The sequence below is a fragment of the Oceanimonas doudoroffii genome (assembly GCF_002242685.1).
GTDB lineage: Bacteria > Pseudomonadota > Gammaproteobacteria > Enterobacterales > Aeromonadaceae > Oceanimonas > Oceanimonas doudoroffii.
Map to the genome: position 1 here is coordinate 1,201,329 of NZ_NBIM01000001.1, position 25,988 is coordinate 1,227,316.

Sequence of the window (25,988 nt, forward strand, 5' to 3'; positions counted from 1 at the left end):
GTAAGGGATTACCATGCCTAAAAAACCCGTATTTCTGCTGAGCTCTCTGGCCGGCCTTTCCCTGCTCGCCGGTTGCAACAGCCTGCCCGGTGCCGATGAAATCACCATCAAGCGTGACCAGCACGGCACCCCTCATATTTATGCCGAGTCCACCTATGGCCTGTTTTATGGCTACGGCTATGCCATTGCCCAGGATCGGCTGTTTCAGCTGGACATGGCCCGCCGCAGCGCCCAGGGCAAGGTAGCCGAGGTACTGGGCGAGGAATTTCTGCCGCTGGACATCAGGGTGCGCCAGCACTACAACCCCCATGCCATTCAGGCCCAGCTGGATGTGCTGCCCGCCGCCGACCGCGACATTCTGGCCGGCTACGCCGCCGGCCTTAACCAGTGGCAGGCCAGGGTGTTTGAGGCGCCCGACCGGCTGATGCCCAGACAGTTTATTGACTACGGCTTTACCCCCAAACCCTGGAACGAATTCGACGTGGCCATGCTGTTTATCGGCTCCATGATCAACCGCTTCGGGGACTACAACACCGAGCTGGAAAACCAGCAACTGCTGGAGGCGCTGGAGCAAAAACACGGCCAGGAGCAGGCCCGGCAACTATTTGATACTCTGGCGCCCCATCTGAGCGACGAGGCCCCCAACACCATTCCGGTAGGCGACTGGTCTGTCGCCGGCCGTGAGCAGGTAAAGCAACGGCTGACCGCCGGCCTGGCGCCCGCCGCCCGAGAAAGCGATGCCCCGCTGCTGGCCATGAATGCACCGAACCCCGGCCGTCAGGGCACCCTGGGCTGGGACGGGTTTAGGGAAGCGCCCTTCAGCAATATTCTGGTGCTGGGCAAGGACAAGACCCAAAACGCCAGCGCCGTGCTGATCAACGGCCCCCAGTTCGGCTTCTATCAGCCCGCCTACACCTATTCGGTAGGCCTGCACGGCGCCGGTTATGACGTGGTCGGCAACTCCCCCACCGGCTATGCCATGGTGGAGTTCGGCCACAATGGTCATATCAGCTGGGGAAGTACCTGGGGCGCCGGCGACAACGTGGATCTGTTCCGGCTGGAGCTGAACCCGGACCACCCGGAGCAGTACCTGTACAAAGGCAAATACCGGCCGCTGGAGAAAGAGCAGCAACGCATTCGAGTAAAAGATTCGGAAGACATGGTCATCACCGTCTATCGCTCCGTCTACGGTCCCGTGGTGGAATACCGGCCCGAAGACGGCGTGGCCTACGCCAAACAGCGAGGCTGGGCCGGCAAGGAGGTGTCCACCCTGATGGCCTGGAACAAGGTCAGCAAGGCGAAAAATCACCGGCAATGGCGGGATCAGGTGTCCCACAGCGCCATCAACGTCAACTGGTATTATGCGGATCAGGATGGCAATATCGGCTACGCCCTGGGGGGACATTATCCGGTGCGCCACCCCGGACAGGACGGCCGCCTGCCCACGCCGGGAGACGGCAGCGCCGACTGGCTGGGGCTGTATCCGTTTGATACCAACCCCCAGGTGTACAACCCCTCCAGCGGTTATATCTCCAACTGGAACAACCGTCCGGCGGAAGGCTTTCCCAATCCGGATCAGTGGTGGTACAGCTGGAACACCATCGACCGGGTGCTGGAAATCAACAGCCGGGTGGATGCCGTGGATCGGTTGACCCCGGAGCAGGCCTGGGGTCTGATGATGGAAGCCTCACTGTCCGATCCCAACGCCCGCTTCTTTCTGCCCCGGCTGGCCGAGCTGGCCGGCAACAGCGCACAACCGCAGCTGCGCCAGGCCGCCCGGCTGCTGGCCGGCTGGGATTACCTGAACAAGGATGAGGACCGGGATGGCCGCTATGACCATGCCGCCGCCGGCCTGTTCAGGGAATGGCTGTCCGAGATGCTGCAGGAGACCTACCAGCCTCTGCTTCCCGATGCTCACCTGTCATGGTATACCGCCACCGGCCACGGCAATGCCGATGGCGTGGTGGCCAACGGCTACAACATCAGCACCGGCACCAAGGCACTGGGTGCCTGGCTCAACCGCACCGTCATCAACACGGATCTGCTGTCCGGTCGCGACGGCGAGCAGTTGCAGCTGGCCGCCCTCGGCCGGGCCATCGACAACCTGAGCCAACGGTACGGCCCGGACATGCAGGACTGGCTGGCACCGGTGGATGTGCTGGAGTTTACTCACAAGAACTACATCGGCGTACCTCAGGCCAACCCGGAGGAAGCCGTGCGTACCCCCATCGCCATGAACCGGGGCACGGAAAACAACATGACGGTCTTTGCTGGTGGCAAGGCCTCGGCCTGGGAGGTGGCGGCACCGGGTCAGTCCGGCTTTATTGCGCCGGACGGCACCCTGTCTCCCCACTACCGGGATCAGCTGGATGACTTTATTGAGTTCAGACTGAAACCAGTCTGGCTCGAACAGAGTGATGTGGACGCGGCCAGCGAAAAGGAAACCGTGCTGGCGGTAAGGCGGTAACCATTAACAAAAGAGCGGGCCCCGGCCCGCTCTTTTGTTAATGCCAACCTGGCCGCTCAGGCCTTGTATTTGGGCAGGTAATCGGCGTTTTCAAACAGCCGGGGGCGGTTGGGTTCTACCGTTCGCAGCGGCACAGCCGGGCGCAGGCTGTTCAGGCAGCGGCCCACCAGGTCGATGTAGGTCTGGGTCCCCTGCCGCTTCCACTCCAGTTCGTCCGGGCGCAGCTCCCGCAGCACCCGGGCCGGGGTGCCGGCCGCCAGCACCCTGTCCGGGATCTGCATTTCGGCCTTCACGAAAGCGTGGGCCGCCACTATGCTGTGATCCCCCACCCGGGCGCCGTCCATCACCACGGCGTTCATACCCACCAGGGCGTTCTCTCCCACCACGCAGCCGTGCAGAATGGCACCATGACCCACATGGCCCCAGGGCAGCACCTGGGTATCCGCATCGGGAAAGCCGTGCATCACGCAGTTGTCCTGCACATTGGCGTTTTCCATTACATGAATACGGCCAAAATCCCCCCTGAGCGAGGCCAGCGGGCCGATATAGGCCCCCCGCTCCACAATCACGTCGCCGATCAGCACGGCGGAGGGATGCACATAGGCCCCTTCTTCCACCACCGGCACCAGGCCGTCAATTTCATAACAGTTCATGGTCACTCCTTGTGATCCGTTTTACAGGCTGTCAGGCCGACACATCTGCCGTCTGGGCATGGCGGCGCAGGCCGCCAAAACGCTGATAAAAAGCGGCATCGGCGGGGGGCAGCGGGCCTTCCGCCGTGCGCCCTTTGTGCCAGATGTATTCTTCCGCCGTCGGATACAGCAGGTTGTAGATATTGGCGCATAGGGTGCGGGCCGCCATGCCCGGCCAGTCTGCAGGCAGTAACTCCGCCGGCAGCATGGGATCCCGCAGCTGAATACGACGGTAGTGATGCACCAGCAAAATGCGAAGCTGAAACGCCAGCATGGGATCAAGCGCCTCACCGTCTTCCAGCTGACCGAGCATGGGCCGGTACAGCGCCAGAAATTCCTCGTAGCGCTGGCGGATCTCGTCCAGGGGCCAGTTGGCCGAAATCATCCGCGACAAGGGCGGCGCTACCCCCAGGCCCAGATCCTGAGTCTGAGCCCGGAACACCACTACCTGCTCGCCCATGTCCAGATCGATCAACAACTGGCGCAGCCGGCGCTGCTCCAGGCCGGGAAAGCCCATCAAATTGGGGGCGATGGCAGCGCAGCCCAGCCACCCCAGCTCCTTTTTCAGCTGGGCCTTGGCTTCCAGCTCTACCGAACTCAGCAGCACCAGATCCCAGTAACCGTCCCAGGGCTTTTGCTCCATCACATAAATACGGTTTTCCGCTTCCCGCAGGCGCCGGAAGCCCTGCTCTGTCATGCGGTAGAAGCTGAGCCGACCAATCCGCTCGGAACTCAGCCAGCCGTCCTTGCCTAGTCGAAACACCGAGGTACGCACAAAGCGCTCGTTAAAGCCAAAGTCGGCCACCATATCGATCAGGCTGGCCAGGCTGATGCAAGCGCCGCGGTGGGAAATGGCATCACCGAAAATACTCATGATCAGTGAGGTGCCGCTGACGGTTTCATGATCCAGGGCCTGTTGCACTAAGGGAGATAAGCGGGTTTCCATGACACGTAATTACCAGATAAAGTGGGCCAAATGTCTGAGCTTGAAACAAATCTAAGCCGATAAAACAGCATAGCATGTATCAATTTAAAGGCCGATTTTATTGATTAGCTCATACATAAACAGATTAAATAAAAACAAAAAAGTGGCCATTCGGCCACTTTTAGTATCATTTTAAACTTCAGGCGCTTTTGCGCAAATCCACCACCCGGACCGCCTTGCCCTGGGAGCGGGGCAGCTCCCCTTCGCCCACCACGTCGATGGCGGTGGAAATGCCGATCATCGCCTTGATGCGGTGCTTGATATGGTGCTCCAGAGAATGCAGATCGGCGCTGGCATGGTCGTGGCGCAGCTCCACCCGAATGCGCAGGGAATCCAGGTGACCGTGACGGCTCACTTCCAGCTGGTAGTGCGGGGTCAGCTGGGGGAACTGCAGCAGCTGCTCTTCCACCTGGGTCGGGAACACGTTGACACCGCGAATGATCAGCATGTCGTCGCTGCGGCCGGTGATCTTGTCCATGCGCCGCATGGTGCGGGCGGAGCCCGGCAGCAGGCGGGTCAGATCCCGAGTGCGGTAACGGATCACCGGCAAGCCTTCCTTGGTGATGGTGGTGAACACCAGCTCGCCCTGCCCGCCGTCGGCCACAACCTCGCCAGTGACCGGATCGATGATCTCGGGGTAGAAGTGGTCTTCCCAGATGGTGGGGCCATCCTTGGACTCGAGGCATTCCATGGCCACGCCAGGGCCCATGACTTCAGACAGGCCATAAATGTCGAGGGCATCGATCCCCATGCGTTGCTCGATTTCATCGCGCATGCCGTTGCTCCAGGGCTCGCCGCCAAACACCCCTACTCGCAGGGAGCACTGACTGGCATCGCCCATCTGCCGCTCCAGCTCGTCGATGATGTTCAGGCAGTAGGACGGCGTTACCATGATGCCATCGGGTTGGAAGTCCTGGATTAACTGGGCCTGTTTCTCGGTCTGACCACCGGACATGGGAATGACTGCCGCACCCAGGCGTTCGGCGCCGTAGTGAGCGCCGAGGCCACCGGTGAACAGGCCGTAGCCATAGGACACGTGGATCTTGTCCTTGTTGCTTAAACCCGCAGCTCGCAGGGAGCGGGCCATCACGTCGGCCCAGGTGTCGATGTCCTGCTGGGTGTAGCCCACCACGGTCGGCTTGCCGGTGGTGCCGGACGAGGCGTGCAGGCGCACGATTTTGTCCATGGGCACGGCAAACAGGCCAAAGGGGTAGTTGTCGCGCAGATCCTGCTTGGTAGTGAAGGGAAACTTGCTCAGATCCTCCAGGCTTTTGCAGTCGGAGGGATGCACGCCGGCCTCGTCAAACTTGCGCTTGTACATGGGTACGTTGTCGTAGGCGTGTTGCAGCGACTTCTGCAGGCGCTCCAGTTGCAGTGAGCGCAGTTCGTCAACAGATGCGGTTTCGATGTGATCCAGTTTGGTTGTCATGAGTGCCTCCTCCCTTTGGCTAGTTCTCAGTCAATATTTTCCACGATCAGCGCGACACCCTGGCCAACGCCGACACACATGGTGCACAGACCGTAGCGACCTTTGGTGCGTTTCAGTTCATTTACCGCAGCCATCACCAGCCGCACGCCGCTCATGCCCAGGGGATGCCCCAGGGCAATGGCGCCGCCGTTGGGGTTGACCCGGGCGTCGTCATCCTGCAGGCCCAGCTCGCGCAGCACCGCCAGGGCCTGGGCGGCAAAGGCCTCGTTGAGCTCAATTACGTCCATTTCGTTCAGGCTCAGGCCGGTATTTTCCAGCAGGTTGCGCACCGCCGGCACCGGGCCTATGCCCATGTACTTTGGCTCCACGCCGGCACTGGCCATGGCCACAATGCGGGCTTTGGGCTTGAGGCCATATTGCGCCACCGCCTCACCGCTGGCCAGCAGGGTGCAGGCGGCGCCGTCGTTCACGCCGGAGGCGTTGCCGGCGGTCACCGAGCCACCGGCACGGAACGGGGTCGGCAGCCGGGCCAGATCGTCCAGGGTGGTCCGGGGCCGGGGATGCTCGTCGGCGCTGACCTCGGTCACCTGACCCTTGCGGCCGTGGATCAGCACCGGCACCATGCCCTGGGCCAGGATGCCGGACGCGCGGGCCTGCTCGGTTTTCTGCTGGCTGCGCAGGGCGAACAGGTCCTGATCTTCCCGGCTGATGCCAAAACGTTCCGCCACATTTTCGGCGGTTTCGGGCATGGAGTCCACGCCGTACTGGGCCTTCATCAGCGGGTTGACAAAGCGCCAGCCAATGGTGGTGTCGTGCACCTCGTTGGCCCGGCTGAAGGCGCCGATGGCCTTGGGCATCACAAAGGGGGCGCGGCTCATGCTCTCCACGCCGCCGGCCAGCACCAGCCTGGCCTCGCCGGCCTTGATGCTGCGGGCGCCAAAGCCGATGGCGTCCAGACCGGAGCCGCACAGGCGGTTCACCGTGGTGCCCGGCACCTGGGTGGGCAGCTCCGCCAGCAGGGCGGCCATGCGGGCCACGTTGCGGTTGTCTTCACCGGCCTGGTTGGCACAGCCCATGATCACTTCGTCTACCTTTTCCCAGGGCAGATCCGGGTGGTTCTCCTTCAGCCGGCGCAGGGGAATGGCCGCCAGATCGTCGGCCCGCACCGCGCTCAGGGCGCCGCCGTAGCGGCCCACCGGGGTTCTGACCATGTCACACAGAAACGCATCAGTCATGGTGTTCTTCCTTTAAAATGCTTCCTTTCACCTGGTAGGAACGCCCCCGGAACAGGGCCAGCGTTTCTCCCGCTTCGTTTTCCAGCACCACGTCGTAGGTGCCGGTGCGACCGCCTCTGTGCAGCTCCCGGGCCCGGGCCCGCAGAAACTCGCCGTTAAAGGCGGGCTTGAGGTAATCGATGGTGCAACCCTGGCCGATGGTCACCTTGTTGTAGCCGTTGCAGGCAAAGGCAAAGGCCGCATCGGCGAAGGTAAACAGAATGCCCCCCTGTATGCTGCCGTGGCCGTTGAGCATCCAGGGCTGCACCCGCATGGTCATCACGGCTTCGCCGGGGCTGACGCTCTCAATTTCCAGGCCCAGGTGCTGACTGCAGGCATCGTTGGCAAACATGGTCTCGGCGCACTGGCGGGCCAGCTCGTTTGGATTCAGTTCACTCATACTTGTGCCTCCTTCGTCGCCCAGTGGCGCAGTTGCAGGGACGGCCGGTATTTTTCCTCACCGTAGACCGCCTGCAGGTGGTCGAGCAGGACCACCAGCCGGCGGTAGCCCACCTCGGCGCCCCAGGCCACCGGCCCCTTGGGATAATTCACGCCAAAGCGCATGGCCAGATCCACGTCCTCGGCGCTGGCTACCTGATGCAGGCAGGCTTCCGCCGCCTCGTTCACCAGCATGGCCAGGGTACGCAGCACCAGCAGGCCCGGATGATCCGACAGCAGCACCACCTGCTTGCCCAGGGCCTGGAAGAAACCGGTGACGGCGGCCACCTGTTCCTGGCTGCAGTGGGCGGACACACCCAGAGCCACATGAGACACACTGTCGTAGTCGTCGGCCCAGTCCAGGGCTATGGCGGCCTGGCCGGGATAACGCAGGGCGGCGGACTGACCGTTGGTCAGGGACACCCGCACACCGTCAATAAGCCAAGCGGGCTCGCCCTCGGCGCGGATAAACTCGCCCTGGTGGCGGGCCAGCAGGGTCTCGGCGCCCTTCAAGCCGGACCAGTCACCCACCACAGTAACGCTTTCAGGCGTGCGGCCTGCCGGCACCGGCAGGGCTTCCACCACCGGCTTGCCACCCTGGTAGGCATAAAAACCCTGGCCGGTCTTGCGGCCAAAGCGGCCCGCATCCACCAGCGCCTGCTGCACCAGGGACGGACGGTAGCGCGGCTCGTCGTGAAAGGCGCGATAGACGCTGGCGCTCACCGCAAAGTTCACGTCCTGGCCGATGAGGTCGGTCAGCTCGCAGGCGCCCATGGGGAAGCCGGCGCTGCGCATCAGCGCATCCAGCACCGCCGGGGTGGATACCCCTTCCTGCAGGGCGCGCAGGGTTTCGCCGTAATAAGGACGGGCGATACGGTTGACGATAAAGCCGGGGGTGGAGCTGGCGTGCACCGCCACCTTGCCCCAGTCCCGAGCCAGCGCCAGCAGGGTGTCACGCACCTCGTGGGCGGTGGCCAGGCCGGAGATCACTTCCACCAGCTTCATCACCGGGGCCGGGTTGAAGAAATGCAGGCCGGCCAGCCGCTCGGGGTGCGCCAGGGCGGCACCGATGGCGGTAATGGAGATGGACGAGGTATTGGAGGCCAGAATGCACTGCTCGCTGCAGATGCTCTCCAGCTCGGCAAACACCTTTTGCTTGATGTCCAGGCGCTCGACGATGGCCTCGATCACCAGGCTGGCATCGGCCAGCTCGCTCAGGCTGTCGGCGGCGCTGATGCGGGCCTGCAGGGTTTGTGCTTCCTGCTCGCTCAGCTTGCCCCGCTTCACCCGGCTCGCCAGGCGGCTGGCAAAGTCGTCCAGGGCGCGGGCGGTCTGGGTCGCGTTGGCGTCGAACAGTTTGACCTGGTGGCCGGCCTGGGCCGCCACCTGGGCGATGCCCATGCCCATGGTGCCGGCGCCGATCACCGCCACCTGCTGGATCTTTATGCTGCTGCTCATGTTACCGTCCCTTGTATTCCGGGGTGCGCTTGTTAAGGAAGGCGTCCACCCCTTCCCGGTAGTCTTCACTGCGGCCGGCCAGGCGCTGCAGATCCCGCTCCAGCTCCAGCTGTTCGGCCAGGCTGTTGTCGGCGGCGCGGTGGATGGCCTGCTTGATCAGACCCAGACCGTAGGTGGGCTGACGGGCCAGGTGCTGGGCCTGCTGCATGGCCACACTCTGCAGCGCCTCGTCGTCCACCACCTGCCAGATCATGCCCATGTCCCGGGCCTGCTCGGCGCTGACCTTGTCCCCCTGCAGGGCCAGGGCCATGGCGCGGGCGCGGCCCACCAGCCGGGGCAGGAACCAGGTGCCGCCGGAGTCGGGCACCAGTCCCAGCCGGCAGAAGGCCTGAATAAAGGAGGCGCTGCGGCCGGCGATCACGATGTCGCAGGCTAGGGCGATGTTGGCGCCGGCGCCGGCGGCCACGCCGTTCACCGCACAGATCACCGGCTTGGCCATGCCGGTAATGCGGCTGATCAACGGGTTGTAGTAGCGGTCGATGGACTGGCCCAGATCCGGGGCGGCCTGGTCGCTGTTGACGGCGCGGTCACCCAGATCCTGGCCGGCGCAGAAGCCCCGGCCCTTGCCGGTGAGCAGCACGGCGCGCACCTCGGGGTTGCGATCCCAGTCTTTCAATATGGCGGCCACTTCTCGATGCATGGCCTCATTAAAGCTGTTGAGCTGGGCCGGGCGGTTCAGCACCAGCACGCCCACGGCGCCTTCCAGGTAACATTCGATGTGTTGATATTCCATTATTTCCCCCGGTAGTTCGGTGCGCGTTTTTCCAGAAACGCGTTAATGCCTTCGTTGCGGTCTTCGGTGCCGGCCAGCCAGACAAAGGCCTGCCGTTCCTGGCGCAGGCCCTGGCTCAGGCTGGTTTCCTGACAGGCCTTGATGGCGCCCTTGGCGGCCTGCACCGCCAGCGGTGCTTGGGCGGCAACCTGCCGGGCCAGTCGCCGGGCATACTCGGCGGTCAGGGCCGGCACACAGATCTGGCCCACCAGGCCCAGGGCGTGGGCGCGCTCGGCGCTGATCGGTTCGCCGGTCAGCACCATCTGCATGGCGGTCTGCTGGCCAACCTGCCGGCTCAGCCGCTGAGTGCCACCGGCGCCGGGCATGATGCCCAGCTTGATTTCCGGCAGACCCAGCAGGGTGCCCTCCCCCGCCACCACCAGGTCGCAGTGCAGCACCAGCTCCAGACCGGCGCCGAGGGCGTAGCCGTTGACGGCGGCGATCAGCGGCTTGTTGAAGTCGTCGATCCGCTTCCACAGCGCCGGCCTTTCGTCCTGCTGCAGGCTCACCGCGTCATGGTGGCGCATTTCCTCCAGATCGGCGCCGGCGGCAAAGCAGCGCTCGTTGCCCTGGATCACCACGGCGCGCACCGCATCGGTGGTGGCGGCGGCGGCGAGGGCATCCCCCAGCTCACGCAGGGTCTGGTTGCGCAGGGCATTGCGGCGCTCGGGCCGGTTCAGGGTGAGGGTCAGCACCCCCTCTTCAATCTCGCCGAAGCGAATATCTGCAACACTCATGACCTCGCCCTCAGTCGTCAAAGCTGATGCGTACTGTGCCGGCCCTGGGGCGGGACTGGCAGCTCAATACATAGCCGGCGGCCACTTCGTCAGGCTCCAGGCTGTAGTTGATGGCCATGTCCACTTCCCCTTCCACCACCTTGCACTTGCAGGTGGCGCAGACGCCGCCCTTGCAGGCATAAGGCAGGTCGGCGCCGGCACGCAGGGCGGCGTCGAGAATGCTGTCGTCATCCGGACTCACTTCCACCTGCAGCTCGCGGCCATCGAGGATCACGCCCACCAGACCCTGAGTGCGGGCGGCGCGCTCCTCGGCGCTCAGGGAGCGGGCCGGGCCGGTGTTGAAGCGCTCGGTATGCACCCGTTCCCGGGCCAGGCCGTATTCCGGCAGCACGGTTTCCACCGCCGTCATCATTTCTTCCGGACCGCAGGCAAAGCAGTGATCCACCTCGGCGGTCAGCAACCGGCTGTCCAGCAGGCTGCGGATCTTGGCCTCATCCAGCCGGCCGTTGAGCACCTCGCTCTCGCCCTGCTCGCGGCTGAAGATGCACACGAACTGGAACCGGGTCGGGTAGCTGTCCTTCATATCCGCCAGCTCGTCGGCGAACATGGTCTGGTTCCAGCTGCGGTTGCCGTAGACCAGGGTGAAGCTGGCCTGCTCATCCTGGGCCAGCAGGGTCTTGACGATGGACAGCAGCGGGGTGATGCCACTGCCGGCGGCAAAGCCCAGGTAGCTGCGGCCACCCATTTTCTCGGCCTGCTGGAAAAACACCCCCTGGGGCGGCATTACCTCCAGCACATCGCCGGCCTTGAGGTGGTCGTTCACCCAGTTGGAGAAACGGCCATCGGGAATACGCTTGACCGCAATGGTCAGATCTTCGTGGCCGTCGCGGCTGCAGATGGAATAGCAGCGGCGCAGCTCTTCACCTTCATGCTGGTGACGCAGGGTCAGGTGCTGACCCGGCTTGAAGCGAAAACGCTGATGGTTGTCGCCAGCGAGCTCAAAGGAGATGGCGATGGCATCGCGGGTTTGTTCCTGTACGGATTTAACCCGCAGTGAATAAAACTGATTCATGACTCTGCTCCCTGTCTGGTCGGGACTAAATGCACTTGAAATAATCAAAGGGCTCCAGGCAATCCCTGCACTGGTACTGGGCCTTGCAGGCGGTGGAGCCAAATTCGCTCACCAGGCGGGTATGCTGGCTGTTGCACTGGGGGCAGGGCACACCGTCATCCGGCACCAGGTGCTGGCCACAGGCCGGCCCCTGGGGCGGCGCGATGCCGTACTCCCGCAACTTGCGCTTGCCGTCGGCGCTCATCCAGTCGGTGGTCCAGGCCTCGCTCAGATCCACCCTGACCCGGGCCGGTTGCAGGCCGGCCTGCGTCAGCGCCGCCAGAATGTCGGCGCTGAGCTCATCGGTGGCCGGGCAACCGCTGTAGGTAGGCGTGAGGCGCACTTCCAGGGCGTTGTCGGCGGCCACGTTCACGCCGCGGATCATGCCCAGGTCGATCACCGACAGCACCGGGATCTCGGGGTCCGACACGGTTTTCAGCTGCTCCCAGCAGCGGGGAATACGGGCATCGACAATCTGCACCTGAACCTCCTTACCAGCTCATGTTCGGGTAGCTGCGCTGCACGGTCTGCATTTCCGCCAGCAGGTAACCCAGATGCTCGGTATGCAGTCCCTGACGGCCGCCCTGGCGGTAGGCCGCCTGCTCGGGCAGGCTCAGGCCGGCGTCGCGGCATTCCGCCTCGATACGGCCCTGCCAGGCCTCGGCCAGGCCGTCGAGGGCAGGCAGCAGGCCGGCGTCCACCAGGCTGGCTTCCACCTCGTCGGTGACAAACAGCTCGCCGGTAAAGCGCCACAGTTCGTCAACGGCGGCCTGGGTGCGGCGGGCGCTTTCCTCGGTGCCCAGTCCCAGCCGCTGGATCCAGTTGCTGGAAAAGCGCAGGTGGTAGTTCACCTCTTTCAGGGATTTGACCGCAAAGGCGGCCAGGGGCGCATAGCTCGACTGGGTCAGCTCGGTCAGCAGCAGCTGCTGGTAGTGATCCATCAGCCACTGGCGCACCAGGGTCTGGGCGAAGTCGCCATTGGGCTGCTCGCACAGCAGCAGGTTGTAGTACTCCCGCTCACCCCGGAAAAAGGCCAACTTGTCTTCGTCGCGGCCCTTGCCTTCCAGCTCACCGGCCAGGGTCAGCAGGGTGCGGGCCTGGCCCAGAATATCCAGGCCGATATTGGCCATGGCGATGTCCAGCTCCAGCTCGGGGGCGTGACCGCACCATTCGGACAGACGGTGCGACAGCACCAGCTGGCTGTCCGCCAGCCGCAGCAGATAGGTAAAGAGGGAATCTTGCAGTGCCTTGTCCATCACCAGCTCCTTACATGTGCTCGATGCCATCGGGGATGGTGTAGAAAGTGGGATGGCGGTAGATCTTGTCGTCCGCCGGCTCAAAGAAGGCGCCCTTGTCTTCCGGCTGGCTGGCGGTGATCAACTCCGACTTCACCACCCAGATGCTCACCCCTTCCCGGCGGCGGGTGTAGGCGTCACGGGCATTTTCCAGGGCCATGGCGTCGTCGGCGGCGCGCAGGCTGCCCACATGGCGGTGATGCAGTCCCTGCTTGCTGCGAATGAATACTTCGTACAAAGACCATTGCTTGCTCATTGCTTCTCTCCTTGGTCGTTCGTGATCAGGCGGCGTTCTGTTTGCGGGCGGCATAGGCGCTGGCGGCATCGCGTACCCAGCGTCCGCCTTCCCAGGCCTTGCGTCGGGCTTCAATGCGCTCATGGTTGCAGGGGCCCTGCCCCGCGATCACCGCGTAGAACTCGTCCCAGTTGATGTCGCCAAATTCGTAATGGCCGGTTTCCTCGTTCCATTTCAGATCCGGGTCCGGCACGGTCAGGCCCAGGGCGTGCACCTGGTGCACCGTGTTGTCCACAAACTTCTGGCGCAGCTCGTCGTTGCTGAAGCGCTTGATGTGCCAGGCCATGCTCTGGGCGGAATGGGGGGAATCGTCGTCGCAGGGGCCGAACATCATCAGTGCCGGCCACCAGAAGCGGTTAACGGCGTCCTGGGCCATCTGCTTTTGCTCCTCGGTGCCGTTGGCCAGCACCGTCATGGCCTCATAGCCCTGGCGCTGGTGGAAGCTCTCTTCCTTGCACACCCGCACCATGGCCCGGGCGTAGGGACCATAGGAGGCGCGGCACAGGGCCACCTGATTGACGATGGCGGCGCCGTCCACCAGCCAGCCGATGGCGGCCACGTCGGCCCAGGTCAGGGTCGGGTAGTTGAAGATGGAGGAGTACTTCATCTTGCCGGCGATAAGCTTGTCCATCATGTCGTCCCGGTCGGCACCCAGGGTTTCGGCGGCGCTGTACAGATAGAGGGCGTGACCCGCCTCGTCCTGTACCTTGGCCAGCAGCACCGCCTTGCGGCGCAGGGTCGGCGCCCGGGTGATCCAGTTGCCCTCGGGCAGCATGCCCACCACTTCGGAATGGGCATGCTGCCCGATTTGACGGATCAGGGTGCGACGATAGGCCTCGGGCATCCAGTCTCTGGGCTCTACGCTGCTTTCTGCCGCGATAGTCTGATCAAACCTCTGCTGTTGTTCCATGTTCTCCACCACTCACCCTCCAGCACCATTTAATGCAACATTTAAAAAACATAATAAAAAGCTAATACGACACCAATATTAATTCAATACATTTTTTTGTGAATCACAAAATAACAAAAATAAAATCAATAAATTCAATTAATTAACTAATCACAGGTTAACAAAACCTCTTTTTAATGACCGTAACACATTGACTTAAGTACAAAACACCAACAAATTATGTAACGAGACTTGTGAGTCACATGTTATTACCTCAATGAATTTAACGTATCGTTTAATCAAGGGAGAAAGAACGATGGAAAAGCTGAAAAGCTACGTATCCGGCCAATGGCTGGCGGGCTCCGGAGAAGGTCGGCTGGTGCGCCATGCGGTCACCGGCGCCCCCCTGTATGCGGTGACCAGCGAAGGACTGGAGATGGCACCCATGCTGGCGTATGCCCGGCAGGGCGGTAAAGCGCTCGCGGCCATGAGCTTTCATCAGAGGGCCATGATGCTGAAAAACCTGGCCAGCCACCTGACAGCGCAGAAAGAGGACTTCTACGCCCTGTCCGGTGCTACCGGCGCCACCCGCAAGGACAGCTGGATCGACATTGAGGGCGGCTTTGCCACCCTGTTTACCTATTCCAGCCTGGTGCGCCGGGAGCTGAGTGACGAGCCCTTCCTGGTGGAGGACGCCTGGACCCCGCTGTCACGCAAGGGCGGTTTCGGCGCCCGCCACGTGCTGACTCCCAAGCCCGGTGTAGCCGTGCACATCAACGCCTTCAACTTTCCCATCTGGGGCATGCTGGAAAAACTGGCTCCCACTCTGCTGGCGGGCATGCCGGCCATTATCAAGCCGGCCACCGACGGCGCCCGGCTGGCCCAGGCGGTGCTGCAGTCTGCCGTTGAATCCGGCATTCTGCCCGCCGGCGCCCTGCAGATTATCTGCGGCGGCGTCAATGACCTGCTCGATCTGCTCGGCCCCCAGGACGTGGTCACCTTTACCGGCTCGGCTCACACCGGTCAGACCCTGCGCGCCCATCCCAACTTCAACCGCCATTCCATTCCCTTCACCATGGAAGCGGATTCGGTCAACAGCGCCATTCTGGCGGAAGGCGCCGGTGACGAGGCCATTGCGCTGTTTGTGCGGGAAATCGCCCGGGAAATGACGGTCAAGGCGGGCCAGAAATGCACCGCGATTCGCCGCGCCTTTGTGCCCCGCTGTCAGCTGGAGCAGGTGAAGTCGGCGCTGCTGGCCCGCCTGGGCAAGGTGGTGGTGGGCGATCCAGCCCGGGAAGGCGTGACCATGGGTCCCCTGGCCAGCCTGCGCCAGCTGGAAGACGTCAAGGCACGGGTGGAGCAGCTTTCGGCCCAGGCCGAAATCCTGTGCGGCGGCCACCTAACACCCTTTGAGGTGCAGGCCGACGAGCCGGAGAAAGGCGCCTTCTACCCGCCCACCGTGCTGCTCTGCCATCAGCCCAAGGAAAGCCCGGCGGTGCACAATACCGAGGCCTTTGGCCCGGTGTGCACCCTGCTGCCCTATGACTCGGAAGACGAGCTGGCAGAGCTGGTGGCTCGGGGCGAAGGCAGTCTGGTGGCGTCCGTGGTATTCGACGCCGGCCAGGATGTGACCGCCCTGGTAGGCAGCCTGGCCCCCTGGCACGGCCGCCTGCACCTGCTTGATCCGATCAGCGCCGAGGAAAGCACCGGGCACGGCTCGCCCCTGCCTCATCTGGTACACGGTGGCCCGGGCCGCGCCGGTGGCGGTCAGGAGCTGGGCGGCCTGCGCGCGGTCAAGCACTATATGCAGCGCACCGCCGTGCAGTCTTCTCCCGGTGCCATGAGCCAGCTCACTCACAGCTGGAATCCCGGCGCACCGGTACAACAGGACAGAGTGCATCCGTTCCGCAAGTATTTTGAAGAGCTGGTGATCGGCGAGCGCCTGCTGACCGCCCGTCGCACCGTCACCGAAGCCGACGTGGTCAACTTCGCCTGTCTGAGCGGCGATCACTTCTACGCCCACATGGACAAGGTGGCCGCCGCCGAGTCGCTGTTTGGTGAGCGGGTGGCCCACGGCTACTTTGTGGTGTCGGCGGCCGCCGGCCTGTTTGTGGACGCAGCCCCGGGCCCGGTGATCGCCAACTACGGCATGGAAGGCCTGCGCTTTATCGAGCCGGTGAAAATCGGCGACACCATTCAGGTGGAGCTGACCTGCAAACAGAAAACCCGCAAGCCAAAGCGCAACCCGGAGGATCTGCCACAGGGCGTGGTGGTCTGGGACATCAAGGTCAAGAACCAGCGCGACCAGGTGGTGGCCAGCTACGATATTCTGACCCTGATCGAAGCCAGGGACTAAGGCATTGGACGTGAAACAAGCAGTAAGAGGGGAGCCATGCTCCCCCTTTTTTATTGTGCGTTAGCCCAGGATCTCCGCCTGCGCGAAGATAACAGACTTCCTACTCATACCTTGTTATTCGGTGGTTCCAGCTCGGCGCCACAGTGGTTGCAGAATTTCGCATCCCGCTCGTGACCGCTGCGATCGCACTGGGGGCAGTGACGGCGGGAATACTCCCGGCGCATTTCCCGGCCCAGCTCGGCGGTAATAATGCCGGTGGGCACGGCAATAATGGCATAGCCCATCAGCATGGTGACGGCGGCGATGCCCCGGCCCAGCCAGGTTTGCGGCGTGATATCGCCAAAACCGACCGTGGTGATGGTGACGATGGCCCAGTAAATACCGGTAGGAATGCTGGTAAAGCCGTTTTCCGGTCCTTCCACCACATACAGCAACGAGCCAAACAGGGTCACCAGGATGAACAGGCTGCTGAAAAACACCAGGATTTTGCGCCGACTCTGGTAGAGCGAGCGCATCAACAGGTTGGCTTCGTCCACATAGCGGATCAGCTTGAGCACCCGGAACACTCTGAGCACCCGCAGCAGGCGCACCATCAGCAGAAAGCTGGCGCCGGGAATAAAGATGGCAAGGTAGGTGGGCAATACCGCCAGCAGGTCGATAATGCCGTAAAAACTGCGTAAATAGGCCGACCGGCTCTGGGCGCACCAGATGCGCAGGCCGAACTCCACGGTAAACAGCAGGGTAAAGCCCCACTCAAGGCCATACAACCAGGGGCCGTATTGGGCGCGAATGCTGCCGATGGAATCCAGCAGCAGCACCACCATGGACAGCAGAATGGCAACGATCAGGGCAATGTCAAAACGACGCCCCGCCGGGGTCTCGGTGCCGAAAATGACGGTGTACAGGACATCCTTGTCGAGCCACTTCATGCCATTCCCCTGTGTGGTTTAGTTGTCGTGATAACGCTCGCAGGCAATCAGGGTGTTTTCAATCAGCGAGGCGACCGTCATCGGGCCCACACCGCCGGGCACCGGGGTGATATAGGCGGCACGCTCGGCGGCCACGGCGTATTCCACGTCGCCCACCAGGCGACCGTCGTCGAGACGGTTGATGCCCACATCAATCACCACGGCACCGGGCTTGATCCAGTCACCGGGAATAAAGTTGGGCTTGCCCACCGCCACCACCAGCAGATCGGCCCCTTCCACCTTGCCGCGCAGATCTTCGGTAAAGCGGTGACAGGTGGTGGTGGTACAGCCGGCCAGCAGCAGCTCCAGGGTCATGGGCCGGCCCACGATGTTGGAGGCACCCACCACCACGGCGTTGAGACCGTGGGTCTTGATGTGGCTGCGCTCGATCAGGGTCATGATGCCCTTGGGTGTGCAGGGGCGCAGGGCCGGAATGCGCTGGGCCAGCCGGCCCACGTTGTAGGGATGAAAGCCGTCAACGTCTTTATGGGGATGAATGCGTTCCACCACCAGGGTAGTGTCGATGTGGGCCGGCAGCGGCAGCTGCACCAGAATGCCGTCGATGGTGCCGTCCCGGTTCAGCTCATCGATCAGATCCAGCAACTGCTGCTGGCTGGTTTGCTCGGGCAGGTCGTAAGACTTGGACACAAAGCCCACTTCCTCACAGGCCCGGCGCTTGCTGCCCACATACACCTGGGAGGCCGGGTTGGCACCTACCAGTATGACCGCCAGGCCGGGGGCCCGTTTGCCGGCGCTTTTGCGGGCGCTCACCCGCTCGGCCACCTGGTTGCGCACCGCCTGTGCAATCGCTTTTCCATCGATTATTTGAGCTGACATCTGCGTTATTTCTCACCTTTATAAACCTGTGGCGATTGTCGCATTTTTTCGAGGCTTTGATAAGCAAGCGCCGCGCGGATAAAGCCGTTGACCCCTCGGGCTCAAATCGGTATTATCCCGCCCCGTTGCTTTCGGCCATGCCACGCAACATGCGCCCTTAGCTCAGCTGGATAGAGCATCCGCCTTCTAAGCGGATGGTCGCAGGTTCGAGTCCTGCAGGGCGCGCCACCTTTCTCCCTGCTTTATTTCATCGTTCGCTTCATCCATTGATTCCCCGGCTCGTTCGCCCGTCGGTCATCCTTGCGCTCGTCTTGCGTCCCCAGAAATCCCGTACGCAGTCTCTATTCCGCCACCTGCTCCTCATAAGGCCAACCCCCAGGCATGGGTTAGGGCAAACATCCGCGGTCATCGCCTTGATAAACGGTTATTCGGTTTGACAAGCCCACCCCATTCTGGAATCAATAGAGTCCATTTCACAGGAAGGGTTCACACTCAAGGAGGAGCCATGAACGAGGGCTATATGGGCGTCATTCAGGCGCTGGGTTTTCAGTTTGCCCCGCTGAACTGGAGTTACTGTAACGGCAACGTTATCGCCATCAGCCAAAACCAGGCCCTGTTCGCCTTACTGGGCGACATTTACGGCGGCGACGGCCACACCAGCTTCGGCCTGCCCGATCTGCGCGGCCGCACTCCAATGGGCCAGTTCCAGGGCCCGGGTCTAACCAACCGTGTCATCGGCCAGAGACTGGGCGCGGAAACCGTCACCCTGACCGAAGCCCAAATGCCGGCGCACACCCATACTCACTCCTATGCCGGCTCCGGCCCGGCCTCCGCGGCCACTCTTCGGGTCAGCACCGACCCCGGCACCCGCGCCGTGCCGGAGGACGGCGACGTGATCGCCAGCGTGGCGGGGACCAACATGTATCTGCCCGCCAGTGACGTCACCGCCACCGTGCCCCTCGGCGGCGTTTCCGGCGGTGGCAGCTTCGACAACAGCCAGTTCGCGATCCAAAACGCCGGCGGCAGTCAGCCGGTGCCCATCATGCAGCCTTCACTGGTGGTGAACTTCTGTATCTGCGTCAACGGCCTGTTCCCGCAGCGCAGCTGAAGCCCATCGGTCAAGGAGCATGACACATGTTTGATTCATATATAGGCGTCATTCAGGCGCTGGGGTTTCAGTTCGCCCCCGAGAACTGGGGCTACTGCGCCGGCGGCCTCATCCCCATCCAACAAAATACGGCCCTGTATTCCCTGCTGGGCACTATTTACGGCGGTGATGCCAGAACCGTCTTCGCCTTGCCCGATCTGCGGGGCCGCGTTCCGGTGGGCCAGTTCCAAGGTCCCGGTCTCTCTCCGTGGAACATGGGTATGCGCCCCGGCTATGAGGTGACTAGCCTGTCTGTCTTAGAGCTGCCCGTGCACAGCCACGGCCATGCTTACGGCGGGCAAAACGGGAGCATTGATGTACAGGTGGCCGGCCAGCTCGGGAGCCAGGATGCCCCCTCCACCGGCGACTATCTGGCGGGGCCGTCTCGGCGGGGCCGCCCGGCCGGCAACCTGTTTGCACCGGCCGATTCACAGCCCCTGGTCGCCGTGCATAGCTTGGTCGATGATCCCGGCCAAGGCTTCATCAACGCTGGCCTGACGATTGACGTTTCCGGCGACAACGGCGATGTGTCACTCGAACAGCCCAACCAGGTGATCAATTACTGTATCTGCATGGATGGAATCTATCCGTCACGCAGCTGAGGACCCATGACGGCGTCCGACCCGGACGCCGTCATGCACGACACCCAACGAATTCACAGGAAAAACCATGGAACACGCAAGCGATCAGGCCGGTGCCCTGGCGGCGCTCAACGCGGCGCAGTTTGCCGGGCGGGTTGACGAAGTCCCGTTCGAGCTGGTGAACGGGGATATCCGCCTCACCGTTACCCTGGCCCAGTGCCGGGAAAACCCGCAGGCGGCCGGCCCCGACAGCACCCGAGTCCCCTTTAGTCTGTTGTTTCGGGCCGACGATCTGCCGGAGCATCCCTTTCAGCAAGTGCAGAGCCTGCTGGTCACGCTGAATGACGCGTCAGACACCCTCGCCGACGGCATCATGCTGACCCGGGTGTTGCGTCCGGTGGGCATGGGACCAGGGGTCTATTTCCAAGCGGTATTCAACTGATGATTGCAGGCAATGTTCAGCTGCCTCACGGCATCACGGCGCGCCCCGCCCGGCCGGCGGACAAGGCATTTCTGACCACGCTGCACAAGGACAGCCGGCCCGAGCTGACCCAACTGAACGCGGAGCAGGACTTCATCGAAATGACCCTTAAACTGCAGCTCAAGGCCCAGACCCAGGGCTATGGCGGCCAGTTTCCCAACGCCATCTATCTGATCCTGGAGAAAAACGGCAGCCGCATCGGCAAGCTGACCCTCGACATTGGGCCGGTCGAGCTGCGCATCATCGATCTCGCCTTTATTCCCAAGGCCCGGGACAAGGGCTTTGGCCCGGCCATCATATTGTGGGTGATGAAGGCGGCGGCCCAGACCCGCAAACCCCTGGTAGCCCCCACCCGCCGGGATCTCACCGGGTTGATGACCTTTTTGCGCCGCTACGGATTCGTGGAGGAGGAACAACTCTCCGACTCGGTTTACGCCCGCATGATCTGGTTTCCCAACCAGGCGGAGATGCACGGCGGCGCCGACATTCGGCCCCGGACCGCCGGCGGCGGCACCCTCTGACATGGCGGACCTGCATCTCGTTGATCGCATCGTCGGCTTCCTGCGCGACCTCGGCCTGCCCGTGCACGAGGGCGAGGTGATCGCCGGCTTTCTGCCCGGCATCGCCATTCGCGGCGGCGGCCTGGTGGTGGACACCGCCAGGCTGAGCCATCCCGGCGACCTGCTGCACGAGGCGGGCCACTTGGCGGTGATGGCACCGGCCCAGCGGCTACAAGCGGACGGCGATGTCAGCAGCGACGGTGGCGAGGAAATGGCGGCCATCGCCTGGTCCTATGCCGCCGCCGAGTCGCTGTCGCTGCCCCTGGAAGTGCTGTTTCACGAGCAGGGCTACCGGGGCCAGGCGGCCTGGCTGAGGGAGCATTTCCGGGAAAGCCGGCAGGGCCGCCTGGGAGTGCCCCTGCTGGTGTATTTCGGTATGACGGACTCACCGGACCAAGAGAGGGACACCGGCTTTCCGGCCATGTGCCACTGGCTGAGACCGGCCTGAGCGCCATCCCCCTCCCATGCCCGGCCGCCCGCCGGCACGACGGGCGGCCGTAACTTTTTGCCACTCTGGTTGAAAATGCAAAAACAGGGTGCTAGTATGCGCGCCACTCGATGAGCGGGCCGGCTGTTAACTTCTGGTCTGGCGTGCCAGCATTCACCGTTCATCTGCGTTTGAGGCTACCCCGCCCGGGGACATAAACGCCTGCAACGCCCGCCACAATGGTGACCGTAGCTCAGTTGGTAGAGTCCCGGATTGTGATTCCGGTTGTCGCGGGTTCGAGCCCCGTCGGTCACCCCATTTCTCCCTGCGTTATTCGCACGCAATTTCAATATTTCTTAATGTTTTATTCCAGCCCCTTTCTGGCCTGTTGTTCCAGGTGTGCCACCAGCTCGGCCGGCAGTTGCAGCCGGTGGGCCAGCGCGTCCAGATAAACACGCTCCGCGGCCTGATCGGGATCGATCACCAGCCGGGAAGCCAGATACAGCTCCGCCGCCTGCTCCGGGCCCCTGGCCGAGGCCACTATCTCGCTCATGGCCACCGGCGCCGAGAGCATGTCAAACACCAGCGCCTTTTCGTCGGCGGCCAGCCCCAGCTGCTCCACCTGCTCAAAAATGCGTTGCTGCTCGGCGGCATCCACATGACCATCGGCCTTGGCGGCGCCTATCATGGCGCGCATCAGCGACAGCTGAAACGGTTCGCCGCCGGCGGAAGGCGCGTCTGGTGAGAAACGCGGATCCACGCGCCGAAAGTCATCCTCCTGCACCGGCGTGGCCTGCTCGGGCTGTTTGCCTTGCTGCCAGCCCTGATAGGCCTTCCAGGCCATGACCCCGGCGGCGGCGAGCCCAGCATATTTCAGGCCGCTACCGGCCATTTTACGGCCCTTCTTGCTGCCGAGCACGGCCCCCAGAATGCCGCCGGTGGCCGCGCCCTTGCCAAAGCCCGACGAATTGCCCAGAAACGATTTCATCAGCTTGTTTACATCCACTATTGCGTCTCCTTTTGTTCGCGCCGGGCCAGCAGGCTCGCCACCCGGTCTATCAGCGCACGACGAATGCCGCCCAGTTGCTTTTTCTCATCGCCCTGCCAGGGAATGGGCCGGCACAAGTCCATGGTCTGCAGGCCCAGGCGGGCGGTAAGCAGGCCGGCGCCCACCCCCTGCCCGGCCCGCGCCGACAGCCGCCCGGCCAGCTCCAGCCCGAGCAGGTCCATGCCGGCGTCGATGGCCGCTTCCGACACCCCCACATAGAGCATGTGATGCAACACTCCTTTCAGCAACCGCAGCCGGCTCAGGGCACCAAGGCGAATGCCGTAGCACCGGGTAATGTCTTCCATCATTTTCAGGTTGCGCCACAGCACCAGCAGCATGTCCACCGCCGCCAGGGGGCTTGCCGCCACCATTACCGCCGCCTCGCCGGACCATTTCAATACTCTGGCCCGAGCCTGCCTGTCCTGGCTGGCCAGCACCTGGCGACTGTACAGGCTCAGCACCTCATCGTCCTGCTCGTCACCGGTCAGCCCGGCTTGCCAGTGGGCAAAGGCATCGCCGTTGTCGAGGCCACTTTGCCGCGCCAACTGCTCGCAAAAGCCCCGGGCCTGGCCATGGCCGGCCTCGGCCAGCAACTGTTCGGCCCGGACCCGCTGCCGGGACACCCGGCCCAGCCGGCGCAGCTGCTTAAGTTCCCACCACAGGCTGCGCCCGGCGGCCAGGGCCAGCAACGCCAGCGCCAGGCTCCAGGCCGCCCCCAGCCACTGATTGTCCTGCCAGGTCTGCCATAGCGACAGCCCGGACTGCACCAGCAGCAACACCACCATCAAACCCAGCGCTCCGCCCCACAGCCGGTGCCGACGCCTGGGCCGCAACGCCTCGGTAAGGCCATCGGGAGTAGGCTCGGCCTGCAGAAAGTCCTCGTCGTCAAGGGGTTTTCCGGGGCGCAATGACTCGGGTTTGGAGGCGTTCAGGGGTTGGTCAAGAATGACCTTGCTCTTGAGGGTCACGCGAGTTTGTCTCCCAGTAAAAAGGCCAGCGCCCGATCCAGGCGCACATGCGGCAGCGGCTGTTCCGGCTGCCAGCCGGGGGGCGCGAAGTCGATAAAATCAAAGCCCTGTCGCTGCCAGAAGGCGGCGTCGGGCAAGCGTTCCGGCACCTCACCCGGATACAGGGTCACCGGCTCGCCGTTATCCAGGCGCCGGCCCTGCAGGGCGGGAATGCTTTCACCCTGGTGGCTGACCTCACCGCTGGTGGTGGCCTTGATGGAGGCCAGCGCCAGGGTCTCGATGTCGATACCAGAAAGCCTCGCATGGCGCTGCCCACCCCGAACCAGGGTATCCAGCAAGTGAGCCAGCCGCCCGTGCTGGTCCGGGGTGAGGTGATCGGCCTTGGTGGCGGCAAACAGCAGCTTGTCGATGCGCGGCGCAAACAGCCGGCGCCACCAGTTGCTCTTGCCGTAATCAAAGCTCTGCACAATGGCGTTCACCGCCCGGCCCAGATCTGCAAAACTGCCGGGGCCACGGTTCAGGGCGCTCAGGCAGTCCACCAGCACTATCTGGCGATCAAAACCGGCGAAGTGATCCCGGTAAAAGCCCGCCACCAGGTGTTTTTTGTAATGCTCAAAGCGGGTTTCCATCATGCCGTAGTGGTGTTGCTCGTTAAGCCCCGCCGGCACCTCGTCCCATACCCAGGGCACAAACTGCAGCATGGGCGCACCCTGGTATTCACCGGGCAAAATAAAGCGCCCCGGCTGCACCAGGTAGGCGCCGCATTCCCGTTTGATGTCGTGCAGCCACTGCGTATAGGCCGCCGCCAGGGGCGCCAGCCGGTTATCGTCGGCAGGGCTGTCGGGGGCGATGGCCTCGCCGGCGCTGAGCCAGCGATGAGCCAGACGGGCCAGCGCCGGTGTTTGCAGCAGCCCCCGCTGCTGGGCACTCCACTCGGCGTAGCTCATGGACAGCAGCGGCAGATCCAGCAGCCATTCACCGGGATAGTCCACCAGCTCCAGGTAAAGGGTGGCGGTGTCCTGCAGCCGGCGCTTGAGCCGGTTTTTGGGGCAGTAACGAATGGCTAGGGTGATTTCACTGATGCCCCGGGTAGGCTCGGGCCAGGCCGGTGGCGTGGCCGCCAGCTGGCTCAGCGCCGCCTCGTAGCCAAAGGCCGGCACATGGTGATGTCGCCCCGGCACCCGCCGGCTGCCCAGTACGCGCCTTTCTGCCGCCGGCAACCAGTGGGGCAGCCGGGCATCGAGCCCGGCATGCTCCAGCTGGTTGACCAGGCTGGTGATAAAGGCGGTCTTGCCGCTGCGGCTCAGGCCCGTGACCGCCAGCCGCAGCCGTTTGTCGAGCCCCCGCTGCACCCAGGACTCGGCCTTGTTGCGCCACTGCCGAATGGCCGTTTTGTTCATTTATCCTCGCGCAGATCGTTGAATTGTCGTCGCAGGCGAAACTCGCCGGAGGTGATCAGTCGCTCCATGGCCGCCACCCTGGTATTGAGTCGCGTCAGCCGGGTTTCGAGCCGCTCCAGCGCCTCACGCGGGGCCAGCCCCGAGCGCCAGCCGGCGGCCTTGACGTGCTCCTGGGCCGGCTCGGGCTGAGGGTTGTCCGGTATGTCGTCCAGCAACAGCCAGGCGGCGATATAAAGCACCAGGGTAAGAAAGCTGGCAAACAGCAGGCCGGTAATGGCCAGCACCCGCACCAGCCAGGGCTCGACCTCCAGCCGCCGGGCAATGCCGGCGCACACCCCGCCCAGCTTGCCGTTGCGCTTGTCGCGATAAAGGTTAATCAGCGTTGACGCCATTCGGGCACCTCCTGATCCAGCAGCCGTTCCAGGGTATCTACCCGCTCCGCCAGCTGCTCGGACTGTTGCAGGGCCTGCTCAAGGCGGGTGCGGGCGCTGTCGTCCAGGCCCTCATCGAGTCGACGCTTGCTGCGGTAATGCAGTACCAGCCAGATGGGCACCACCAGGAACAGAAAGATGTTTAACGGGGCCACCAGGGCCCAGGCCAATTCGGTCATTGCGGCTCCTTGTTATCATGCATTTTCGCCTTGAGCCGCTCCAGCTCCTTGCTGATGGCGTCGTCCACCTCCAGCTCGGCAAACTCCTGATCCAGGCCCTTGCTCTGGCTGTAGAGATCGGCCCGGGCTTCCAGTTCATCAATTTTACGCTCCATGCGATCAAACTTGTCGATGGCCGACTGGTTCTCGCTGCGGCGCACCCGCTCCTGCACCTGAATGCGGCTTTGGGCGCTTTGCTGGCGCAGCTGCATGGCCTGCTGACGGGTACGGGCGTCGGCCAGCTTGGCTTCGAGTTTGGCAATGGCATCGGACAGTTTGTTCATGCTGTCTTCCACCAGGGTGCACTCCTGCTCCAGGGCGGTAAGCAGCTCGCTTTGCTTTTTCTTTTCCAGCAACGCGGCCCGGGCCAGATCTTCCCGTTGCTTGGTCAGCGCCAGCTCGGCCTTGCCCTGCCATTCGTCCACCCGTTCATGGTGGCGTTCAATCTGGCGCAGCAGGTCCTTTTTTTCGGCCAGAAAGCGGGCCAAGTTGGAGCGCTCGCGCACCAGCTCGTCTTCCATTTCCTGAATGATCAGCCGCACCATTTTTTCCGGATCCTCCGCCTTGTCGAGCAGCGAATTGAGGTTGGCGTTAATGATGTCGGCCATGCGGGAAAATATGCTCATAAAGCGTCTCCTTGGTCATCGGGCGGGTCAACACCCCG

At 63.2% G+C, this 25,988-nt stretch carries 28 protein-coding genes and 2 tRNA genes; 9 read left to right on the plus strand and 21 right to left on the minus strand.

The window, feature by feature from the left end; translation table 11 throughout:
* The first annotated feature begins 13 nt into the window (after window positions 1-13).
* Window positions 14-2,467 (plus strand): penicillin acylase family protein, encoded by a 2,454-nt coding sequence (locus B6S08_RS05515; RefSeq protein WP_094199738.1) that lies wholly within the window; start codon window positions 14-16, stop codon window positions 2,465-2,467.
* A 56-nt stretch (window positions 2,468-2,523) separates the two neighbouring features.
* On the opposite strand, the gene B6S08_RS05520 is transcribed toward B6S08_RS05515, so the two are convergent.
* The 13 genes from B6S08_RS05520 to paaA all read right to left on the minus strand — a co-directional run bounded on the left by B6S08_RS05520 (window position 2,524) and on the right by paaA (window position 13,923).
* Window positions 2,524-3,120, minus strand: coding sequence for a phenylacetic acid degradation protein PaaY (locus B6S08_RS05520; protein ID WP_094199739.1), 597 nt, complete (start codon window positions 3,118-3,120; stop codon window positions 2,524-2,526).
* A gap of 31 nt (window positions 3,121-3,151) precedes the next feature.
* Window positions 3,152-4,105 (minus strand): phenylacetic acid degradation operon negative regulatory protein PaaX, encoded by a 954-nt coding sequence (gene paaX, locus B6S08_RS05525; RefSeq protein ID WP_094199740.1) that lies wholly within the window; start codon window positions 4,103-4,105, stop codon window positions 3,152-3,154.
* A 178-nt stretch (window positions 4,106-4,283) separates the two neighbouring features.
* Window positions 4,284-5,573, minus strand: a complete 1,290-nt coding sequence (gene paaK / locus B6S08_RS05530) for a phenylacetate--CoA ligase PaaK (protein WP_094199741.1) — start codon at window positions 5,571-5,573, stop codon at window positions 4,284-4,286.
* Window positions 5,574-5,599: 26 nt separating this feature from the next.
* Window positions 5,600-6,808 (minus strand): 3-oxoadipyl-CoA thiolase, encoded by a 1,209-nt coding sequence (pcaF, locus tag B6S08_RS05535; protein WP_094199742.1) that lies wholly within the window; start codon window positions 6,806-6,808, stop codon window positions 5,600-5,602.
* Complete coding sequence (gene paaI, locus B6S08_RS05540; protein WP_094199743.1) at window positions 6,801-7,247, minus strand: hydroxyphenylacetyl-CoA thioesterase PaaI; 447 nt, start codon at window positions 7,245-7,247, stop codon at window positions 6,801-6,803. The genes pcaF and paaI overlap by 8 nt, the downstream gene beginning before the upstream one ends.
* Window positions 7,244-8,743, minus strand: coding sequence for a 3-hydroxyacyl-CoA dehydrogenase (locus B6S08_RS05545; RefSeq protein ID WP_094199744.1), 1,500 nt, complete (start codon window positions 8,741-8,743; stop codon window positions 7,244-7,246). The genes paaI and B6S08_RS05545 overlap by 4 nt, the downstream gene beginning before the upstream one ends.
* A gap of 1 nt (window position 8,744) precedes the next feature.
* Window positions 8,745-9,536 (minus strand): 2-(1,2-epoxy-1,2-dihydrophenyl)acetyl-CoA isomerase PaaG, encoded by a 792-nt coding sequence (paaG, locus tag B6S08_RS05550; protein ID WP_094199745.1) that lies wholly within the window; start codon window positions 9,534-9,536, stop codon window positions 8,745-8,747.
* The gene (locus B6S08_RS05555; protein ID WP_094199746.1) at window positions 9,536-10,312 is read right to left on the minus strand and encodes an enoyl-CoA hydratase-related protein; all 777 of its coding nucleotides are present in this window, start codon (window positions 10,310-10,312) and stop codon (window positions 9,536-9,538) included. Before B6S08_RS05555 ends, paaG begins: the two co-directional genes overlap by 1 nt.
* A 10-nt stretch (window positions 10,313-10,322) precedes the next feature.
* Window positions 10,323-11,384 (minus strand): 1,2-phenylacetyl-CoA epoxidase subunit PaaE, encoded by a 1,062-nt coding sequence (gene paaE / locus B6S08_RS05560; RefSeq protein ID WP_094199747.1) that lies wholly within the window; start codon window positions 11,382-11,384, stop codon window positions 10,323-10,325.
* A gap of 25 nt (window positions 11,385-11,409) precedes the next feature.
* Window positions 11,410-11,904: a 1,2-phenylacetyl-CoA epoxidase subunit PaaD gene (gene paaD / locus B6S08_RS05565; RefSeq protein ID WP_094199748.1), complete on the minus strand. Its 495-nt coding sequence runs from the start codon at window positions 11,902-11,904 to the stop codon at window positions 11,410-11,412.
* 10 nt (window positions 11,905-11,914) lie between these two features.
* Window positions 11,915-12,679, minus strand: a complete 765-nt coding sequence (gene paaC / locus B6S08_RS05570) for a 1,2-phenylacetyl-CoA epoxidase subunit PaaC (RefSeq protein ID WP_211284158.1) — start codon at window positions 12,677-12,679, stop codon at window positions 11,915-11,917.
* Window positions 12,680-12,689: 10 nt separating this feature from the next.
* Window positions 12,690-12,974: a 1,2-phenylacetyl-CoA epoxidase subunit PaaB gene (paaB, locus tag B6S08_RS05575; protein WP_094199750.1), complete on the minus strand. Its 285-nt coding sequence runs from the start codon at window positions 12,972-12,974 to the stop codon at window positions 12,690-12,692.
* A gap of 25 nt (window positions 12,975-12,999) precedes the next feature.
* Complete coding sequence (gene paaA, locus B6S08_RS05580) at window positions 13,000-13,923, minus strand: 1,2-phenylacetyl-CoA epoxidase subunit PaaA (protein ID WP_094200559.1); 924 nt, start codon at window positions 13,921-13,923, stop codon at window positions 13,000-13,002.
* 295 nt (window positions 13,924-14,218) lie between these two features.
* Here paaA and paaZ point away from each other — a divergent pair, with 295 nt between their 5' ends.
* Window positions 14,219-16,258 (plus strand): phenylacetic acid degradation bifunctional protein PaaZ, encoded by a 2,040-nt coding sequence (gene paaZ / locus B6S08_RS05585; protein ID WP_211284159.1) that lies wholly within the window; start codon window positions 14,219-14,221, stop codon window positions 16,256-16,258.
* A 104-nt stretch (window positions 16,259-16,362) separates the two neighbouring features.
* Here paaZ and B6S08_RS05590 read toward each other — a convergent pair whose 3' ends face one another.
* Entirely contained in the window at window positions 16,363-17,187 is an 825-nt protein-coding gene (locus B6S08_RS05590) for an ion transporter (RefSeq protein ID WP_094199752.1), read from the minus strand.
* Window positions 17,188-17,205: 18 nt separating this feature from the next.
* Window positions 17,206-18,063 (minus strand): bifunctional methylenetetrahydrofolate dehydrogenase/methenyltetrahydrofolate cyclohydrolase FolD, encoded by an 858-nt coding sequence (folD, locus tag B6S08_RS05595; RefSeq protein WP_094199753.1) that lies wholly within the window; start codon window positions 18,061-18,063, stop codon window positions 17,206-17,208.
* A gap of 151 nt (window positions 18,064-18,214) precedes the next feature.
* Between folD and B6S08_RS05600 the strand changes: the two genes are divergently transcribed.
* From B6S08_RS05600 to B6S08_RS05630, 7 genes are all read left to right on the plus strand, one after another.
* A tRNA-Arg gene (locus tag B6S08_RS05600) sits at window positions 18,215-18,291 on the plus strand.
* Between the two features lie 277 nt (window positions 18,292-18,568).
* Window positions 18,569-19,171, plus strand: a complete 603-nt coding sequence (locus tag B6S08_RS05605; protein ID WP_094199754.1) for a phage tail protein — start codon at window positions 18,569-18,571, stop codon at window positions 19,169-19,171.
* Between the two features lie 26 nt (window positions 19,172-19,197).
* Entirely contained in the window at window positions 19,198-19,812 is a 615-nt protein-coding gene (locus B6S08_RS05610; protein WP_094199755.1) for a phage tail protein, read from the plus strand.
* 67 nt (window positions 19,813-19,879) lie between these two features.
* Entirely contained in the window at window positions 19,880-20,233 is a 354-nt protein-coding gene (locus B6S08_RS05615; RefSeq protein WP_094199756.1) for a hypothetical protein, read from the plus strand.
* Window positions 20,233-20,793: a GNAT family N-acetyltransferase gene (locus B6S08_RS05620; RefSeq protein ID WP_094199757.1), complete on the plus strand. Its 561-nt coding sequence runs from the start codon at window positions 20,233-20,235 to the stop codon at window positions 20,791-20,793. Before B6S08_RS05615 ends, B6S08_RS05620 begins: the two co-directional genes overlap by 1 nt.
* A 1-nt stretch (window position 20,794) precedes the next feature.
* Window positions 20,795-21,280 carry a hypothetical protein gene (locus tag B6S08_RS05625; protein ID WP_094199758.1) on the plus strand — a complete coding sequence of 162 codons (486 nt, stop codon included), beginning with the start codon at window positions 20,795-20,797 and terminating at the stop codon, window positions 21,278-21,280.
* A gap of 221 nt (window positions 21,281-21,501) precedes the next feature.
* Window positions 21,502-21,577: transfer RNA gene (locus B6S08_RS05630), tRNA-His, on the plus strand.
* A gap of 46 nt (window positions 21,578-21,623) precedes the next feature.
* Here the strand turns inward: B6S08_RS05630 and B6S08_RS05635 are convergent.
* Genes B6S08_RS05635 through pspA form a run of 6 tightly spaced genes read right to left on the minus strand, consistent with a single transcriptional unit; the run spans window position 21,624 to window position 25,950 of the window.
* The gene (locus B6S08_RS05635; protein ID WP_094199759.1) at window positions 21,624-22,265 is read right to left on the minus strand and encodes a tellurite resistance TerB family protein; all 642 of its coding nucleotides are present in this window, start codon (window positions 22,263-22,265) and stop codon (window positions 21,624-21,626) included.
* Window positions 22,265-23,275 (minus strand): YcjF family protein, encoded by a 1,011-nt coding sequence (locus B6S08_RS05640; protein ID WP_094199760.1) that lies wholly within the window; start codon window positions 23,273-23,275, stop codon window positions 22,265-22,267. Before B6S08_RS05640 ends, B6S08_RS05635 begins: the two co-directional genes overlap by 1 nt.
* Window positions 23,272-24,675 (minus strand): YcjX family GTP-binding protein, encoded by a 1,404-nt coding sequence (locus tag B6S08_RS05645; protein WP_094199761.1) that lies wholly within the window; start codon window positions 24,673-24,675, stop codon window positions 23,272-23,274. Before B6S08_RS05645 ends, B6S08_RS05640 begins: the two co-directional genes overlap by 4 nt.
* A complete protein-coding gene (pspC, locus tag B6S08_RS05650) occupies window positions 24,672-25,067 on the minus strand; it encodes an envelope stress response membrane protein PspC (RefSeq protein WP_094199762.1) in 396 nt (131 codons plus the stop codon). The genes B6S08_RS05645 and pspC overlap by 4 nt, the downstream gene beginning before the upstream one ends.
* Window positions 25,052-25,285 carry an envelope stress response membrane protein PspB gene (gene pspB, locus B6S08_RS05655; RefSeq protein WP_094199763.1) on the minus strand — a complete coding sequence of 78 codons (234 nt, stop codon included), beginning with the start codon at window positions 25,283-25,285 and terminating at the stop codon, window positions 25,052-25,054. Before pspB ends, pspC begins: the two co-directional genes overlap by 16 nt.
* Window positions 25,282-25,950, minus strand: coding sequence for a phage shock protein PspA (gene pspA, locus B6S08_RS05660; protein WP_094199764.1), 669 nt, complete (start codon window positions 25,948-25,950; stop codon window positions 25,282-25,284). Before pspA ends, pspB begins: the two co-directional genes overlap by 4 nt.
* Window positions 25,951-25,988: the final 38 nt, after the last annotated feature.